The 17,443-nt window shown below is 44.5% G+C and carries 15 protein-coding genes; 3 read left to right on the top strand and 12 right to left on the bottom strand.

Features of this window, described 5'->3' with window-relative positions; translation table 11 throughout:
• Window positions 1-13: 13 nt before the first annotated feature.
• The 9 genes from JOD82_RS23140 to JOD82_RS23100 form a co-directional block, all read right to left on the bottom strand.
• On the bottom strand, window positions 14-793 hold the full coding sequence (locus JOD82_RS23140) for a LytR/AlgR family response regulator transcription factor (RefSeq protein ID WP_029517599.1): 780 nt from the start codon (window positions 791-793) through the stop codon (window positions 14-16).
• Window positions 790-2,028 carry a sensor histidine kinase gene (locus JOD82_RS23135; RefSeq protein ID WP_230585094.1) on the bottom strand — a complete coding sequence of 413 codons (1,239 nt, stop codon included), beginning with the start codon at window positions 2,026-2,028 and terminating at the stop codon, window positions 790-792. The genes JOD82_RS23140 and JOD82_RS23135 overlap by 4 nt, the downstream gene beginning before the upstream one ends.
• Before the next feature lie 228 nt (window positions 2,029-2,256).
• A complete protein-coding gene (locus JOD82_RS23130) occupies window positions 2,257-2,853 on the bottom strand; it encodes an accessory gene regulator AgrB (RefSeq protein WP_256026160.1) in 597 nt (198 codons plus the stop codon).
• A gap of 9 nt (window positions 2,854-2,862) precedes the next feature.
• Window positions 2,863-4,656, bottom strand: a complete 1,794-nt coding sequence (locus JOD82_RS23125; RefSeq protein WP_209949992.1) for an ABC transporter ATP-binding protein — start codon at window positions 4,654-4,656, stop codon at window positions 2,863-2,865.
• 14 nt (window positions 4,657-4,670) lie between these two features.
• Entirely contained in the window at window positions 4,671-5,228 is a 558-nt protein-coding gene (locus JOD82_RS23120; protein ID WP_016819877.1) for a DUF5823 family protein, read from the bottom strand.
• Between the two features lie 15 nt (window positions 5,229-5,243).
• On the bottom strand, window positions 5,244-6,515 hold the full coding sequence (locus JOD82_RS23115) for a lanthionine synthetase C family protein (protein WP_069012940.1): 1,272 nt from the start codon (window positions 6,513-6,515) through the stop codon (window positions 5,244-5,246).
• Window positions 6,516-6,525: 10 nt separating this feature from the next.
• Entirely contained in the window at window positions 6,526-9,609 is a 3,084-nt protein-coding gene (locus tag JOD82_RS23110) for a lantibiotic dehydratase (protein WP_069012912.1), read from the bottom strand.
• 4 nt (window positions 9,610-9,613) lie between these two features.
• Window positions 9,614-10,555 carry a S8 family serine peptidase gene (locus JOD82_RS23105; protein WP_209018268.1) on the bottom strand — a complete coding sequence of 314 codons (942 nt, stop codon included), beginning with the start codon at window positions 10,553-10,555 and terminating at the stop codon, window positions 9,614-9,616.
• 66 nt (window positions 10,556-10,621) lie between these two features.
• Window positions 10,622-10,783 (bottom strand): epilancin family lantibiotic, encoded by a 162-nt coding sequence (locus tag JOD82_RS23100; protein ID WP_080561132.1) that lies wholly within the window; start codon window positions 10,781-10,783, stop codon window positions 10,622-10,624.
• Window positions 10,784-11,109: 326 nt separating this feature from the next.
• Here JOD82_RS23100 and JOD82_RS29565 point away from each other — a divergent pair, with 326 nt between their 5' ends.
• The gene (locus tag JOD82_RS29565) at window positions 11,110-11,238 is read left to right on the top strand and encodes a hypothetical protein (RefSeq protein WP_256026159.1); all 129 of its coding nucleotides are present in this window, start codon (window positions 11,110-11,112) and stop codon (window positions 11,236-11,238) included.
• Between the two features lie 944 nt (window positions 11,239-12,182).
• On the opposite strand, the gene cysK is transcribed toward JOD82_RS29565, so the two are convergent.
• Window positions 12,183-13,106 carry a cysteine synthase A gene (cysK, locus tag JOD82_RS23095; RefSeq protein ID WP_209949991.1) on the bottom strand — a complete coding sequence of 308 codons (924 nt, stop codon included), beginning with the start codon at window positions 13,104-13,106 and terminating at the stop codon, window positions 12,183-12,185.
• Window positions 13,107-13,322: 216 nt separating this feature from the next.
• On the opposite strand from cysK, the gene JOD82_RS23090 reads away from it, so the two are divergent.
• Both JOD82_RS23090 and JOD82_RS23085 read left to right on the top strand, forming a co-directional pair.
• Entirely contained in the window at window positions 13,323-14,531 is a 1,209-nt protein-coding gene (locus JOD82_RS23090) for an MFS transporter (RefSeq protein WP_209949990.1), read from the top strand.
• Between the two features lie 129 nt (window positions 14,532-14,660).
• Entirely contained in the window at window positions 14,661-15,152 is a 492-nt protein-coding gene (locus JOD82_RS23085) for a DUF1036 domain-containing protein (protein WP_165149987.1), read from the top strand.
• A 124-nt stretch (window positions 15,153-15,276) separates the two neighbouring features.
• Here the strand turns inward: JOD82_RS23085 and JOD82_RS23080 are convergent, their stop codons facing one another.
• Together JOD82_RS23080 and JOD82_RS23075 are read right to left on the bottom strand one after the other, a co-directional pair.
• Window positions 15,277-16,275, bottom strand: coding sequence for a glycosyltransferase (locus tag JOD82_RS23080; protein ID WP_025721310.1), 999 nt, complete (start codon window positions 16,273-16,275; stop codon window positions 15,277-15,279).
• A gap of 54 nt (window positions 16,276-16,329) precedes the next feature.
• Window positions 16,330-17,367, bottom strand: a complete 1,038-nt coding sequence (locus tag JOD82_RS23075; protein ID WP_209950020.1) for an aminoglycoside phosphotransferase family protein — start codon at window positions 17,365-17,367, stop codon at window positions 16,330-16,332.
• Window positions 17,368-17,443 lie beyond the last annotated feature (76 nt).

The following is a 17,443-nucleotide window of genomic DNA, read 5'->3' as shown; positions in this document are numbered from 1 at the left end:
CTCCATATCTATTCTATTCGTAAACAGGTCTGTTCAGGAGGCTCCGGTCTCCCATCTTATCTAAGAGGTGCTTCAACAATTGGCGGGAAACGGGAATAATGCGCCTTGCTTCTCCGGAATTCTGATTGGTTTGAAAAATGATCTCCTTCTTGCTCTTATCTATAGATTCCACCTTCATCAGGTTTACGATAAATGCCCGATGACACCGGAACAACCTGGGGTCCTTAGCCTCAATATCTTTCAGATCGCCGTAAAACTCAAGAGTTCTGTTTTCGGAAACCAGACGGATTTTGTGGGGAACACCGGTTGTTTCAAAGTAATAAATGCTGGAGAAGGAAATTTGAAATTTCGTAAATTTATTGTCGAGTATAAACCAATCATCGACATCCAACACAGGCTTTCTTTGATGGGCAACAGCAAGAACGTCTCTTACCTTTTTTTCCATTTCATCCTGAGTAGCATCCTTGATAATGAAATCAAGAGCTGCTACCTTGTATTGGAAGGTAAGCGGAGACAGATGACCGTGGGTAGTTACAAAGACAATATGCCCATACATATCATATTTTCTGATTTCTTGGGCAACTTCCAGTCCCTTCATCTGGCAACCCGAGATTTCAATATCAAGGAAATACAAGTTATTCGCACAAGCTTTAGATTCAAAAAGCAGGAGATCCGGCTTACTGGTGACAATGAGATTGCTGCAGCAGATGCCAAGTTCCTCGCAGCTTTTACGGACCATCTTTTCCATTATGCGCTGCTGGATAAACTGATCTTCCAGGATAAAAATATTCATGATGTCGCTCTCTTTATAATTAATGTTTGCGTGAAAAAATCCGGTTCCTTTTTGGTATCCAAAGTTACATACTTGTTGCTGCGCAGCACCTTTGCTATATTGTACAAGCCAAGACCCCGATTGTCCGCTTTCGTTGAAAAGTTCCGTTTGTAGAGATCATTCACCTTAATCCCGTCAAGTGCAGAATGATTATAAGAGTTTCGTATCGTCACCGTCTGAATATCGTCTTCATGGATCAGTACAATATTTATGGACGGATTGCAGGTCTCTAATGCCGCATCGATTGCATTGTCCAGGAAACAAGAGATTACTCTGCAAAGGTCTATAATATCCATATACATTTCACTGATACCGCTATCAATTTCCAGTTTTACGTCAACTCCACGCTTCTTTGCCACCAGCACCTTGGATGTAATAATACTCTTGAGCTCACTCACGTCCAGATTAATCAGGTTATCCAGACTATAGGAATATCCGTTCAACTGTGAAGCAGTAGGTTGGATAGAACTCTCATATATCCGCTTGATCATCGACAAATCCCCAGTTCTGATCCCCTCGTCCAGCATTAACAGGATATTGGTATAGTCATGTCTGAAGCCGCGGATGTCTTCGTACATTTTTTCAATCTCCATAATATAAGCCTCCAGCTGCAGGTATTGTTCCGTCTTGTTCTTCTCTAGCTCACGTTCACGCAGGAAGCGATACAGCCAATTGATCGTCATCAGGAAGATGGAGGTCAAGCCGATCAGCATCAACACAATCTTTAATCTGCTTGGATACGGATTGTTGCTTTCACACTCCGAATAGATAATGAGTCCGAGTCCGATGATCCCCAAGACTAAGATTAAAGAAGCTCCGACGATAAGCTTAATCCGATATAGCTTCAAAAGCCTGACCGCCGGAGTAGGAAACAAATAAGACACAAGCTTTCGGAGCGCCAAGTAGATCAGCGGAGGTGAACAAGCGGTTAGGAAGGGCGCCGTCCATTTGTTTTTATATTCATAAGGAACCGCATAGCTGATTACCGTTATGAAATAACCCAGCAGTGTCGTAATAAAGATGGTAAGGATGGCGTAGAAGCCTATGACCCACAAGGATTCATATTTGTCGGTCAACCACCCGTATAATGCCAGTAGCACAAATAGAAATAGGTAAACAATCAGTCCGAAGTTATTCAGAGCTGTTATTCCGATAAAATAATACATGACTAAAAACAGCAGCAGCTTATAATTCATACGGAAAACGCTTAGACCATTGCCGCTGACCATATGATATATTACAAGATAGCTGGTGTATTGCAAAAAATAAATGCCGGATGTAATCATTTTTTGTTCAATTTCCAAACTTTTGGGTTGACTGGTTCATAGAACAACCCGAAACAAATCCCTCCTCCTTCACCTCTTTTACTCATATGCTCCAGTAGCTTAGCCTTGAGTCTCTGGGTATGGTTGTTTCTGTGTTCTTTAATATTCTTGATATTGTTCATAATTAGCATAACTCCTTCTCATTATGGAATAGAATACTGGTGTGATGACGACTGCTTCAAGAAACAGCCCGAATATTAACCAAGGATAAAAATCTAGTGCGATGGCCACGAAAACAAACACTATACTTAAAAAGATAGCTTGTAATCTGCATGCTCTTCTTAACTTCGGATCTACCAATGGATTGCACTCCGTATCGGCCGGAGCGTATCTGGCAATCAGAATGATAGAAAGCAGACAGAGCGTCGCCAAAAAAAAGCGGTTCCATTCTACTTCCTTTAAGAGCCAGGGAAGAAACACAAAGGTCAGTAGACTGACCCAGGTGCAATGATGCGACTTGCGAGCATGCCAGCCAAAGGACTTTCGCCGGACCACTGTATAGGAAAGCAGCATCGCAGCCGTTTCGGCTAATACACCGAGCAAACAGGCACTGACCAATACAAGAAGTATTTTTTCTGTGCCAGCCAGTATGTTCTCTAGATAATAAAGCACATAAGCACGCTTCTCCGCTTCCAATTCTTCGTCTTGAAAGTATTTATCAATGATCCACGTTGACAATTGATGATACAACGCCACCGCCCCTCCCTAACTTAATTGTGTAGGAAGCTGGAATTGAACATAATCACGATATTTATCATGCCAACTCATTAATTCGTGATGCGTGCCTACCCCCGTTACTTCTCCTTTATCCAAAAAGATTATCTGGTCCGCTTTGTAGATGGTTGACAAACGATGAGCGATAACAATGGTCATTTTATTCTTGGAGAGAAGCTTGATTACATCATGTACAAGCTGCTCTGACTCGCTATCCAGATTGGCGGTAGCTTCATCAAACAGCAGAATCTCATGGTCTGAAAGCAAGCATCTGGCAATCTGGATTCGCTGCTTCTGTCCCCCCGATAATTTGACTCCCCTTTCTCCAACAAAGGTATCCAAACCATCCGGTAATTGATAAATTACCTCCTTCAAGCCTACTGTATCAAGAGCCGCATAAATCTCATGGTCATCCGCGTCTCTGTTTAGGCCATATACCAGATTGTCTCTCACTGATCCTACCAGTAAGTCACTATCCTGCATAACATAGGATATTTTGCGACGCCATTCTTCCGTCCTAATCTTATCCAAATATACATTATTGTAATAGATTTCTCCATTATATTCTGAGTAAAATTTCTCTATTAAAGAAAATATTGTTGTTTTTCCCGAGCCGGAAGGCCCTACGATCGCTGTAGTGGTACCGCCTCTGAAGGTTAACTCCACGTTGGATAATACCGGTTGGCCCTGGTTGTACGAGAAAGAAACATTGGCAAAATGCAGGATATCCGAATTCTGATCATGACTTTTCATGTCCGGCACACTGCCTAACTTTTCTTGCTTCTCATCCTGCTGGTTATATATAGTATAAATTTCCTTACTTGCTCCCTTGGCCTTCTGATACTGCGAGAAAAAACTGCTGAGCTGGGTCAGAGGCGAAACCATTGTAAACAAATAAAAGATCATGGATACCAAAGTACCTGTAGTGATATGTCCAGCGGCAATGCCGGCGCTTCCATACCAAAACATTCCTACCAAAGCTAGCATGATGATAATTGTTACAATCGGCTCAATGACAGCTGACAATATTCCCTCTTTGATGTTCAAGCGAAAGATACGTCCAAGTATCTCCCGAGTATATTTCATTTCAAGCTTTTCCGACGTCGTCGCTTTAATGAATCTGATGTTATAGAGAATTTTGGATAACTCACCGGAAAAATCTGCGGCTGCATCCTGTGCCTCAATCGCTACTCTATTCATCCTTCTTCCAATGGGATAGATTAGTAGCGCCGTTATAGGAATCAGAGCAACGAGTACACTCATTAATCTCCAATCCAACACAAATAACATGATGATGCAACCAGTGACCATCAGGACATCAGCCAGAATAGAAGGCAGAGTGATAGCCAGAAAATTACTTACAATAGCAAGGTCGTTCGTCATTCTGCTGATGATTTTGCCGTTCTCGTTGTTATCAAAATAATTAACCGGCAAATGGATAATTTTTTCCCAAATTTTCAGTCGCAGTTCCTGAAAAAACTTGCTCCCCACATATCTGAGGAGCAGAGAAGACACGGCGTTTAAAATCCCTCCGGCCAGAAACAGCGAAATAAGCACAGCTGCGGTCTGGATCGTCAGCTCCATAGCTGAGATCTTATCGACAAGCTTGCCTGTAATGATCGGCAATACTAATGAAAAAGCGGCGGAAATCAGTGTAAATACGATGCTCCAAGCAAGCGCAAGCTTGGGCCATCTCGCAATTTTGATTAACTCCAGCAAGGAATGGACCGTTTGTTTTTCTTCACCAATCTTTTTATATGCCGTGCTCTCCATATTCAATTCCATTATGGCTTAATCACCTATTTCTCTTTGTGATTTTCGTATTCTAGCAAAAACTTCATTGCCATTGTATAGACACCTGCGGCTATCGCTACCATGACAATATAGGAGAGCGACAGCTTGGTTCCTATCCAGTCCGTTTGGTTGCTTAATTGGAACAGTAAGAAGCACACGGCGCTTCCGGCAAGAAACTCCAAAGAGTAGGAGAATTTCCGCCCTCTCTTCAACCTATCTAGTATAATATCCACTATAATTACAGCGGATGTAAGCATAAAAGAAATTTTATACAGCATAATCTTATCTCCAGCAACAATCTGCTGATCCTCAAAACTTGCAAAGTATCTGGCCAAAATTGTACCGATTACTAGGTATAATACGACAACTAGCACATTTATTCCGACACATTCGGCTGTGCTGTAGGTAATAGTCCCTTCGCTTCGTTGAACCAGGGTCGCTGCCAAGCTTGAAATAAACAGGACCAGAAACCAAATATAAAAATATGCATCCAGTTGAAAAGAGAGAAAATCGGTAATCAGTCCCACCATGACTGTAATAATTTCTTTTAATAAAATGAACATTACCGTCTCCTCCTTTTAGCTAAATACCAGCATCTGCTTCCATGTACTCAAGTTCTCATTATCACAGGTCAGCAGTGTCAGCAATACACCTGCACATCCATCGAGCAGCCCTACTTTATCGAGAGATAACGGATCATCAACTCTTCCCTCAAGGTCTGTAAAGGGTACTGCCTCTTGAGTATTCCGGTATGATAACATACGATGCAAAAAATCATTCTTGAACGGTATGGCTGCCGTACGGCTGAAATGGTGCTGAATCAGGAGCAAGCCTGCATAGCCGTGACAGATCGTCGGTGAAATTACCTTTCTTAGCGAATCTGGTCTGGAGTAGACGGTATTGAACAATTGCAGAGCCTGCTGCTGCAGCGCTTTGTCCTCCAGGGCCAATCCCAGCCGGAACATAGCCACAGAAGCTCCCGGTGTGCCGTAACACCATGCATCTCTGTGATAACCTGGATTCCGACTAGTCTCTGCGGATTCATCCGGTGTGAACATATTAGGTATGACAAGGGTGCCGTTCCACTCTCTGATATTTCCGAGTAGAAAAGTCTTGGCAACTTCCAGTACTTCTCTCAATCCTGTTAACGGGTAGCGGCGGAGATGTGCAACAGCCAGCAAATTAATGGCTCCTGTAATTCCGTGCGCCATGCCAAGATTATAGTAAATGGTCTGTTCGGGAAGTTCCCCGAAATGTCTCAGCTTGCCTACAGCATCCGTAATCAGTTGAAGGATCTTAAGGAGCACCGCATCCAGCTTCCCAGCGTATCTGTCTTGGCGTTCCTTAACCTCCATTAATGCAGCTGCAATCCCCGTCCATCCTGAAATCAAATCCAAGTCGCTATCCTCAATCAAGGAGTCTTCCAATTTCCCCCTTGTCTCCTCATAGAATTCCCCATAGCTGCTAAGAAACATATCCAGCGTCTGTGAGAGCACATTCGTATATCTTGTTGAACCTCTTGAACACTCGTTGAACAGATAAATAACACCTGCCAATCCGGTATACAGTGACAATGAATGGAACGGTATATTGCCGATTAAGCGCACAATCTCCTGATTGTACTTGAAAGCAAGCGCATCCCACCCTTCCCCCGGGTAGACTTCATCTAGTTTATCCAGAAGAAGGCTGATCCCGGGATATCCTGAAGCCAATGATATCAGCTCCATTTCAGGGTAATCATGCATGGCGTGCTTCTTGATTAGCAGGGTTACAGTATCTATATCTTTGTAAATTTCTGCGCTTTGCCTGACTATTTCAGATAAATTTCCCGGGACTTGTTTGACCGCCATAAGCTCCTCCTCAATAAGCAACATGGTATTTGCTTACCTGTAAATAATCTTCCAAACTGTAGTAGCACAGGTGTAGGGCAAGCTCTTCCTTTTCCCGGTCCAGGCCGAACACTCTGTTGCAGAACATGTGCATGATGCTGAACATAATATCATCGTAATAATTGGTTCTGTCGTCAGCTTCCCGGATAGCCGTGAAATATGCAGCGTATTGCCGCAACCTGTCGCCTGTATCGCTTGCTGGCAAGGATATGGAACGGGTCTGTTGAATTCTTTGGAATAGCGCTTCTTTGTGTTCCCGATACTCCTGTCTGAATTTCTTTGGATCAATAATCGCAGCCATAGCCTTCAATTGATCTTCTGCCAGCGGATACGCGCAGTTCACAACCTCAAAAAGTCCGGTACAGCAAAATAACATCTGATCGGTTGCATTAATTGACCTCTTGCCTGCATAATAGCCTGAAACTAGATAAGAATCGATAGCAAATAACCTCTCCGCTTGTTCAATGAAGGCTGCGCCGCCATACCGCAAAATTTCAGGCCGGTAAGGAACAACCGAATAGGAACTAACCAATCCGGACGAGGTTACAGTATTCAGGAAATCAAAAACATAGTTCAAGGCCGTGAAACGCTGATGCTCTACGCTTCCCGACATTTTGCACCTTAGCCTGATATGCGGCTCCTTATCTGCATACTGGACAAAAAAAACCTGGTCAATGAAGTACTCGGCGCTATTGTCCATGAATGTCTTAAACGCACTGCCCAGCAAATCGGTTAGCATTTCCTGATTGTAATATACCTGCAGGGATATCCAATCCGAACCTGGATAATAAACGGCATTCACCGAAGAACTCAGCACTTTATTTAAGCTTTTATCGGTAGCCTGTGCAGACAATCTGTCTATCGGCAAGTACTGAAACATCGGGCTTTTGCAAAAAAATACGCACTCCTCCATATATCGGTTAGCGGAAGCGAACAATTCTTTCTCCGTTTCCATAATAACGGCCGCCTTGCCTTCCGGATTCCGGGTATATTCTTTGTGCAAAAGCTTTCGATGATGATGGCGATCCAAATCCAGCAACAGCTTATTGTCCAGCTCCACCAAATATACATATCGCGGAATGTTATACTTTATGATCCAATCCTCCAGAAAGGACAGAAACTGTTCTTCGCTCTGGAGCTGTTTATCCGCATATAATGTCCATTTTTTGGGGCAGATGATGATATTTTTATAGGTTACTCTCGGTGTAAAAGAAGAATCATAGAGATACTCCTCCAGATGGGACCATCCGGTCTGATACTGCAGATTAATATCATTCAGAAACCGGATCAGATAAGGCGCCAGCTCTGTATTGTACATGCTGCTGAGTTTGGGAAATACCAGTTCGCCTGTTTCCCTGTGCTTCAGATAAAAGTATCCCGAATCCTCCACCCCTACCAGCAGCTGGGAAACATCTAATTTCCGATTCTCGGGAAACGTGGCCATATCCATAGATTGGTCTGGTGTCGGGCCTGCCGTCATAATATTAGTTATTTTGGGACTGAATGGGTAAAATGAGATTTCAGCGGCGCTCTCCCCTGCTTTCTGATCCTTCGGGTTCCTGACAAAATTGAAGATTTCATCACGGCTATCCTTGTCAAACATGTAGGCAAATCTTCCGAAGCTCTGACACGCTTCCAATGATCCGGCTCTGTTGTTTAAATAAAACGTAACTTCACCTTGCTCATTCTCCATGCAGGAATAATACAAATCGAACGAGACATGGACATTCTCCAGACTCAATTCAGACAGCTGTTGGATTTTGACCTCGTCAAGCACGATATCCGAATGATTGACAAGCGCTTCGGTCTGCCACTCCGCAATTAGCGCCTTAAGCTGTCGGAACCTGCCTTCATCCTTGTGCCTGTACTTATCTCCGTTCTGGTAGTGGCTCTTGTACTCTTCAGGTTTGCCGAGCCCCAAGGTTTTACTGAACAACTGCAATAAGGGCACTTCTTCATATACTCCGTACTTCTCAGTAAATTGCTGACGATAGTCGGAAAGTGTATCCTCTTTCCTGTACGTAGAAAGCATGCTCAATATTGAAGCTATTTGGGCCAACGATTGCCTATCGCTGTCCGACAATAGAATTTCATTTACCTGATTCAGTCTTACGTCTATTTTGACCAAGTCGCCCTGATAATCGGGAAGGATAAGCTGGACTAGTTTTCGGACAGCCTCAATGCCTTCGCGTTTGACCGCAGCAACTGTAATGTCCTGAATGGCTTGTCCAACTCTCTCCAAAATATCTGAGTAATATGCTGCCTTGGGAGTAGCAAGCAGCTTTAGTGTACGTATCAGATGCGCCAGAGGAGCGCTATCCCGAGGATTGGGAATCATCTCACTTACCAAAAAGCCTTGTTCTATCAATTGCTGCAAAAAATCTGTGCTGATCGTGTCATCCACGCCGAAGGCGTCTTTTATAGCTTGCATAAGCTGCAGAAAAGTCTGCTGCTCTTTATCAAGGATCTTCATGATGAAATCTATGACCGGGGTTTTGAGAATAGATATATTTTCAGTGCTTCGTTCCTCCTGATCTGCTGCAAACAGAGTCTGATAAGAGATGACGAGCCTGTGATGGTCAATGTAAGAGGTGTTATTTACACTCAGTCTCAATTCATTGCGGACATCCGTATCCCCATGGAAAAGCCCTATTAAGCGGTAAATTAGGCTATAATCCGGAGTTGCCCAGACGACATGTTCCCCGGCGCCTCCCGTTTTTCCAAATCGGGAAATGCCTACTCCCGCGAACAGTCCAAACGGTGTTGGTCTACAAATTGCCCGCGAAATGAACTTGCTTAGACTTAGGATAAGATTCCGCTTTTTTTTGGACTTCAATGTTCTGCCTTGTTCCAGGCTTTGCAGTGCAGCGTAGGTCGAGGGGCTGGAGACATAAATGGAATCTATCAACCCCTGCTGCTGAACGAACCGTACAAGTCTGTCAAGGTATTCATCATCATCTAGTTGTTCATGATCAAATATCTGCGTATAATACTCCATGCCAAGCAACGTTTTCCGGTACATGTAATTTTCCGAGATTTCAAAGTTCTCCAACATGCAATCAACCTCTCATCTGTCTTAAAGCACGAATTGAACCGGCAAGGCTTACTTCATAATAATTCCGCTGAACATCAATCAGTCTCGCGCCTTGACGGAGCAGACACTCCATTTCTGTGCGTCCGGCATTCATCCCCTGCGCGATAAGCTCTCCGCTAAGAGAGGCAACAACTCCGCTGAATAAGGCGCTGGCAATACTCGTACCGATACCCACTGTGTATGCTTTGTCAAATCCCAGCACTTCATATAAGTAATCCTCTGTGTCGAAGCTCGATTTGGCAACCATTACCCAATCATTGTTGTAATTGATTTCATACTCATCACCACTCGGCGCAAAAAATTGATCGTTGAGCGTATTGCTGAACCCGGAGATATCCCCGTTCTTATTAGTTGATCCAATTGGGTATACTCCCTTTAAATTCGCAGGTACTCTGTACTCCTGCGTAATATCGCGTCCATCGTTTCCTGCGGAACAGACTACCCATATGCCTTGCGCATTGGCGCAGTCAACCAAAGCCTGAAACCTATTGAACTCGAATAAGTCGACCTCATATTCTGTACGATAGCTGACGTTGATAATTGGATATCCTTTAGCAATACCCTCTTCCAGCGCTCTATACAACCATTCAAGCTTGCTTATTCCTTTTTTGTCCGTAATTTTGTAGACAACAACCCGAGCGAAAGGGCATATCCCCTTCAATATATATTTGCCGGTAACAGAGCTAACCATTTGTGTACCATGCCCGACGTAATCGCTTAGACAAGGCTCATAAGGTACAAATGACTTGCATTCTGCCTCAACTAGATTACCTTGGATCTCTGAGTGGGATTTATCGACGCCTGTATCAATAAACAGGATAGTAAGCGGCTGACCAACAGTTGCACCACAACTAAAATGATCGGTCAGCCGGGCTACATGCCAATTGTATATATTAGGTTTTATCATGCAATCTCCATAATGTAAGTAGGGGTAGCCTATTTCACTACCCCTGACTTACGAATCGCTTATGAATTATTTACAATTGGAACAAGAACCGGTACAGATACAGGTAAGAGTTTTACATACTGCTTTGGATACCTTAATGGTTGTTTTGATGATTGAAGCTTGTGGGCTAAGCTCACTGGCCTCATAGCTCTTTCTTAAATCAAGGTCAAACATTTGATCTACTTTCATTTTCCTCTTCCTCTCTGAATTAGATTATAATAAACATGATTTCAGTGGTACCCCTAAATCACGTTTATTGTGAGTGACCGTATGTCATATCTTGCTGTCGATGAATAAAGAATATATCTAATTCTCCCGTTTTTTATACTTTATTCCTGAAAGGTATTCCAAACCTCCTAAATTGCAGTCATTTTGCTGCCCATGCGGCATGGCATAAAAAAATACCGACACAGAGCGAAACGATTGACGCTTAGAGCATGGCGTATGCTTGCAAGAATCCGATATGTTCTTATACAGGTGTCTCGTATAAATCGGCTGAAGAAGAGATGCTTAGCATGAAGCGCTCGTCCTATGGCTACGATGTGCTGGCTCTTGTGGACGAACTGCGATTCAAACAGGACATGACTGTAAAGGAACTGACTGACGCACTACAGGCATCCCAACAAGTACCCAAAATCTGTTGAGCGATATCAAGCTCTTTTTGCTGCATCTCGATGACCATATTCGTACGATACTGGCCGAAACGACGGAACAAAACGGTGACGTTCTCTTGTCTATGGGTGGAGTCCAGCCGGAAAAAGGCAATGAAAAATTGTACGTCTTGCGCGAAGTCTTTAGTGGAAACGTACTAGCCGCCAAAAATATGAAAAGCGAGGCAGCGAGCGATCGTTTGCTGTTCAGTCCATTTAACCTCTATAGGTGCGTTCGGAAGAGTTGTGGCCTGATGGTGTGCGAGTGGTCACAATCGATACGTGGACAACCGATCAACCCACTTGCGTAGCCGCTGCATATTTTTGATAAATAGCTTGAATTGGGTATAATCGCTGCACGAATATTAGAGAAGCCAAAAAATGTCAGCGTACATTATACTATTTTCCACAACCATTTAAGCAGTCAACTAATAAGTTGACCCGTTTGAGGCAGCTCTTGCTGAAATGGATAATAGGCTCGGTGTTTCCTTCTCTGATTATTTGGGTTTTTCAAGAGGATCCTGAAGAGACAAATAAGATCGAAGAACGGAGCATGAACCGTGAGACTTTTAAAATTCTCACGAATATAAGCTATAATCGACAATTAATAAGCCACAACCTTATGGATTGTGGCTTATTAATTGTCAGGAGTGAAATTAACCTATGAATTATGAAAAGGATGTATTCAATGTCTATGTTCCTCCATTGAAAAAGAATCTACTATATCGCTCCCATCATCCTTTATTCTTTCAAAGATAATATTTCAAGGTCGAGCTATAATAGGCTAGTGAAGAAGTAGGCGCTCCAGGAGTCATCTTGTTATACTTGTGTATTCTTGATTGCCATATCGCCAATTCACTTTTGTTACTTCGCTTAATGAGGCTGGATCATACTACATATAAATGAGTCGAATCACTTTGGTCCCAATCCACATCTTTTTATCCGAATATCCCCATGCTCAGATATCGCTCTCCGGTATCCGGGGCAATGCAAAGTACCCGTTTGCCTGCTCCCAAACGCCGAGCTTCCTGAATCGCCGTCCATATCGTAGCTCCGCTAGAGAGGCCCACCAGAATCCCTTCCTGGGCAGCAATCGCCCGTGTCATTGCAATCGCATCCTCATCCGAAACCTGCACGATTTCGTCATACACTTCCGTATTCAGCACGGTGGGAACAAAGCCTGGACTGGTGCCAACCAGCTTATGTGGACCGGGTTTTCCCCCAGATAGTACTGGCGAGCCCTTCGGCTCAACTACAACAATCCGCAGATCTGGCAAATGCTGACGCAGCACTTCACCCGTTCCCGTAATGGTACCGCCCGTTCCCGAAGAAGCGACGAACACATCCAGTTTCCCTTCCGTCTGTTCCAAAATTTCAAGTGCTGTGGTCGTACGGTGAATATCGGGGTTTGCCTCATTTTCAAATTGATGCGGGATAAAGCTCCCATCAATTTCAGCCCCCAGTTCAAGTGCCTTGCGAATTGCTCCTGGCATCCGTTCTTCTGCTGGTGTCAGTACGACCTCAGCCCCGTAGGCTTTTAAAATGTTGACCCGTTCCTTCGTCATATTCGAGGGCATCACCAAAATCGCACGGTAACCCCGGGCTGCCGCATTCATCGCAAGGCCAATTCCCGTGTTGCCACTCGTCGGCTCAATAATGGTGCCTCCCGGCTTTAGATGTCCTGCCTTTTCCGCCTCGGCAATCAGGTTGCCCGCCGCTCGATCTTTAACACTGCCGCTTGGATTAAAATACTCCAGCTTCACATACACTTCCGCATCCTGCGGCCCTGTGAGCCGTTGGAGCCTTACACAAGGTGTATCTCCTATTAAATCTGTAATACTATATACCACTTTAGGTGCCATCGTTGTATCCTCCTTGGATCGTTCCTTACAACGTTATTTACGATCTTCATATCATACTACCAAAATAACACACTTGGCTCCTTCCTACCTGTCGCTTTTGTAAATTACATAAAACTTATCAACTTAGTATGTAAAATTCTTGCAAAATGGGTCGCCAGATATCGCCTGTAGTGATATACTCGCATTACTATTTTTTCAGGAGGATACAAGACACTTATGAGTACTCAAGAAAATATGACAGCAAACCGCTTCCCTCCCTCCTTGCTATGGTTGACCCTTGGTGCCTTCGCCATTGGCATGACCGAATTCGTCATTATGGGACTACTGCCCAATGTAGCCCATGATCTTCATGTTACAATTCCGCAAGCCGGGCAGTTAATTACCAGTTACGCACTTGGTGTGGCTATTGGTGCACCTGTGCTTACCGTATTAACTCATAAGGTACCGCAGAAAAAGCTGCTATGCCTACTAATGACCATATTCATTTTAGGTAATCTTTTTTCCGTCATTGCTCCCAATTACGAACTTCTGATTGCTGCCCGTATGGCTACTGCATTATCGCACGGAACCTTTTTGGGAGCCGGTTCCCTGATCGCTGCCCGATTGGTTCGTCCTGACAAACGCGCGGGTGCTATTTCTATGGTGCTGACCGGTTTGACCGTGGCGAACATTATAGGCGTACCCTTTGGTACCTTTATCGGACAACAACTCGGCTGGCGTGCTTCCTTTGGAGCCATTGTGGTCATCGGCTTGATTTCTCTGTTTGGTATCATTCGTTATATTCCGGTGATTCATCAGGACAAGCCTTCCAGTCTCAAACAAGAAGTCCGAAGCCTGTTTAATCCAAAAGTGCTGCTGATGTTGCTCACAGGTGCAGTCGGTTGTGGCAGTCTGTTCACTGTCTTTACGTACATTACGCCTTTGCTTACGGATATTAGTGGCTTTGCCGAGCATAGCATTACCTGGATTCTCGTCCTGTTTGGCCTAGGGGTAACGATCGGCAACATCGTTGGCGGCAAGCTTGCGGATTGGAAACTGCTGCCATCCCTGATCGCAAACTATGCTGTACTGGCTATTATTTTGGCCATTCTGACGTTTACGCTTCAAAACAAGGTACTGGCGGTTATTACAGTCTTTATCTGGGGCATTGCTGCGTTCGGCATCATGCCGGGTATTCAGGTTCGCATCATGAATCTGGCCTATGAGGCTCCTTTGCTTGCCTCTACCTCCAGCCATTCCGCATTGAATCTGGGTAACGCAGGCGGCGCTTTTATCGGGGGAGCTGTTATTAATCAAATGGGGCTAGCCGCTATTCCATGGGTTGCATCGCTAATTACTGTCGGCGGTCTGCTACTCATGGTAGTTAGCTACATTGTGGATCGCAAGACAGCTCATACTGAAGCGATAGCAGAGATACAATCATAGAATCGTTTAGTAAATTGGACGTAAACGATTGGTTCATTTTTCATAGATTGAGAGATATTGTCCACTCTCTTCCTCCAAATTCCTCATAGTATAACATTGTAATACCAATTTATGAGGAAAGAAGTGTGTATGATGAGCCTTTTTTTTACAAACAACACGAGTAACACCATCTATGCTGCCTATGCTTATCCTGATTCCGACTGTCATCCCATGAATTATTCTAAAATGGGCTGGTATCGGCTAGAGCCTGGTGATACGAGAGAAGTATGGAGCGGGTCTGTAGGGGGAACCACATTCTATTATTATGCTGAGAATCACTCCAATAGGTGGCGTGGTACGTACCGCACACGGCTTCCGAGAAGTACTGACCATGATTTTCATTGGTGTTGGAACGATAGCAGTGGATCATCCAGACGAGTGGGGATGCGCCGACTTGCCATTGATTCATCTGTAGACAATTACACTGTTGAGTTCAGCAGAACCAATCAAAGCTTACTGTCAACAAAGAAAACTCGTAGAGCATTACCTTCCAAATCGGAGGACTCCGGCATTAACAGAATTCCGAGAAGACCGGTTCGCTTTAAAAAAGGAACCCCGGTTCCAGTAAAGTCCAAACGATAAGTCAATGATGAACCGTAACCCGCAAGATGGAATTTTTGAAAAAAAGTGACCCCCTTGCGGGTTATTTTTATTTCACTCTGGATACCCAAACGCGAGTTGCAACCACAGTATTATGCCTCGCTGCTCAGCTTAACCAATGATCAAAAAAGTCTCGGTATCCCTGCTTCATCACCTGACTTGAAAACTGTTCCATGGCGTATGCCTGATTTTCTGTAGAAACCCGACGGGGTGAGGCGGCAGCCATATTGACCAGCTCAAACCAGTTTTTCTCATTCCCTGAAAAAGAATGCGTAGAGCTGATATGTCCATAGCAAGGATGCTCTGGCTTAACCACGATTTTACCCATAGCGAGCGCTTCGGTCAGCGGCATGGCGAACGTATCAAATTTGGAGCAGCTCCAGTACACCTTCGCCGTGTTCATCAGCGCAAACACCTCATCTTGCGTCAACGCAAATTGAAGTTTAACATTGTCCGGGATATCATATTTCTTCATACTTTCCTTGTAGCGTTCACCGCCAAATACCATATAGACATCCTTGTCAGGATTATGCCTCGCATACTCCAGTACCAAATCCGGACGTCGGTTCTCCTCATCTCTACCAATCCACATCACCCGGTTCTCTACCACTTGCGAGGGATCAAAATGCTTTTCCACCAGCCGCTCATTAAATCCGATCGGGATGACTGTCACATCGGTTACGCCAAACTTCGAAGCCATCTCCTGCTTGAGAAAGGCAGTCTGTACGATAGCCTTGTCCACGATCTGATAAAAAGGCTTCATCATTTCATAGCCTGTCAGTGCCGGATCAGGAAAACTATGCGGAAAAAGCACGCTGTTTTTAAAAAACATGTTCAAATAGGTAAAGCCAGATACCGTATAAATAACGTGCTCAATCTGCTGCTCATGGAGTTGGTCCAGTACGACGTCATAATTGACCAGGTCGCCTTTTTCGTGTTCATAACCCGGAAGCCAGTCATGACTGCTCACATGGCGCTCCGGTGATACAAATACGATGTCCACCCCCAATTCCAACCCGATCTGCTTCAGACGCTCTGCAAAAATACGTGGACCCTGTGCTTCAGCAAATTGTATTTTTCTCATGACCAAACCAACTTTTTTCATGGATATATTCCCTACCTTCTTTGGCTAACTAAATACGGTCTATGTCTTAAGCTACTATCTACATCGCTGGGCTTGTCCCCAATTCATCATCGCAGCACACTGGTTCAAACAGGCTAACGTTTCGTCCAACTGGGACTCTAATTGCTCTTTTGACCATTTGTCGCCGTTTCTATGCAGGTGCGTTCCAATCCTTTGCAAATCACTTGTGATTAACAACAGCATCCAGAGCGAAAATACCACAGCAAACATGCCATATTCCAGCATAAAAGCCGTTCGATCCACTCTTATCCCCAACAGCTCCAGCTGCTCCACGTAGGTGTCCAGTATACGAATACGCAATTCGGACGTCATGCGTCGGGGAAACAACGGATGGGACATGTCGATCAGGTGATATACATCCCACAGCGGTGTGTTCAGATGAGTATGCTCCCAATCCAGCACCATAAGCCGTTCCCCGCTCAGCGCATAGTTCCCCGGATGAAGATCACCATGAGACAGTACAAGCTGCTGTGAAAAAGATACATGCTCCAGCTGTACATACATACGCTGCATCTGTTGCTTAGATAATCCTAGTGAGCTGCAAAGCTGTAACACATCCGGCTTGCGCGTGTATAGCTCGGACACCATCTCCTGAATGAGTGGCTTTGGTCCCCGCAGCGGTATCCCAGCAAAACGATCCGTCGGCAAAGCATGCCACCATGCAACAAGTCTAACAGCTCGCAATAAAGTTTCGTCTGCGTGTAGATGATGTAACGGACCAAGATCCTCAAAAACCATCCATTCTTCTCCGCCATCCACACCTGCATCAGACCAGGCTAGCAATCGGGGATAGATCGGTGATAACGCAGGAAGCACATGCTCATACACCCATCTCTCCCGCCCCTTCTGATCATCGTTGGTTAGCGGTTTAAATATATAACTTTCAGAGGATGACACGTAAAAACGTTCCACATGCCGGCCATTCGTACCTGTATATAAAACCTCACGATTCCGCACCAGCGTATCATTTAAGGTACCGTCAACATTCACATATTTATGAAAAGGATTCATAGCCACCCAACTTTTTTGTATAAAATGTAATAGCACGATCATATCACAGTCCTCGTTCCGAACGAAGCCCAGATCATTTTGGGGTAACTCGCTGCACCCAAAAAGGGGCTTGCCCAAG

This window comes from Paenibacillus sp. 1182, from assembly GCF_017833915.1.
GTDB classification, from domain to species: domain Bacteria; phylum Bacillota; class Bacilli; order Paenibacillales; family Paenibacillaceae; genus Paenibacillus; species Paenibacillus polymyxa_D.
The sequence above is the reverse complement of the archived record's forward strand: the minus strand, read 5'-3'. Positions and strand labels throughout refer to the sequence as shown.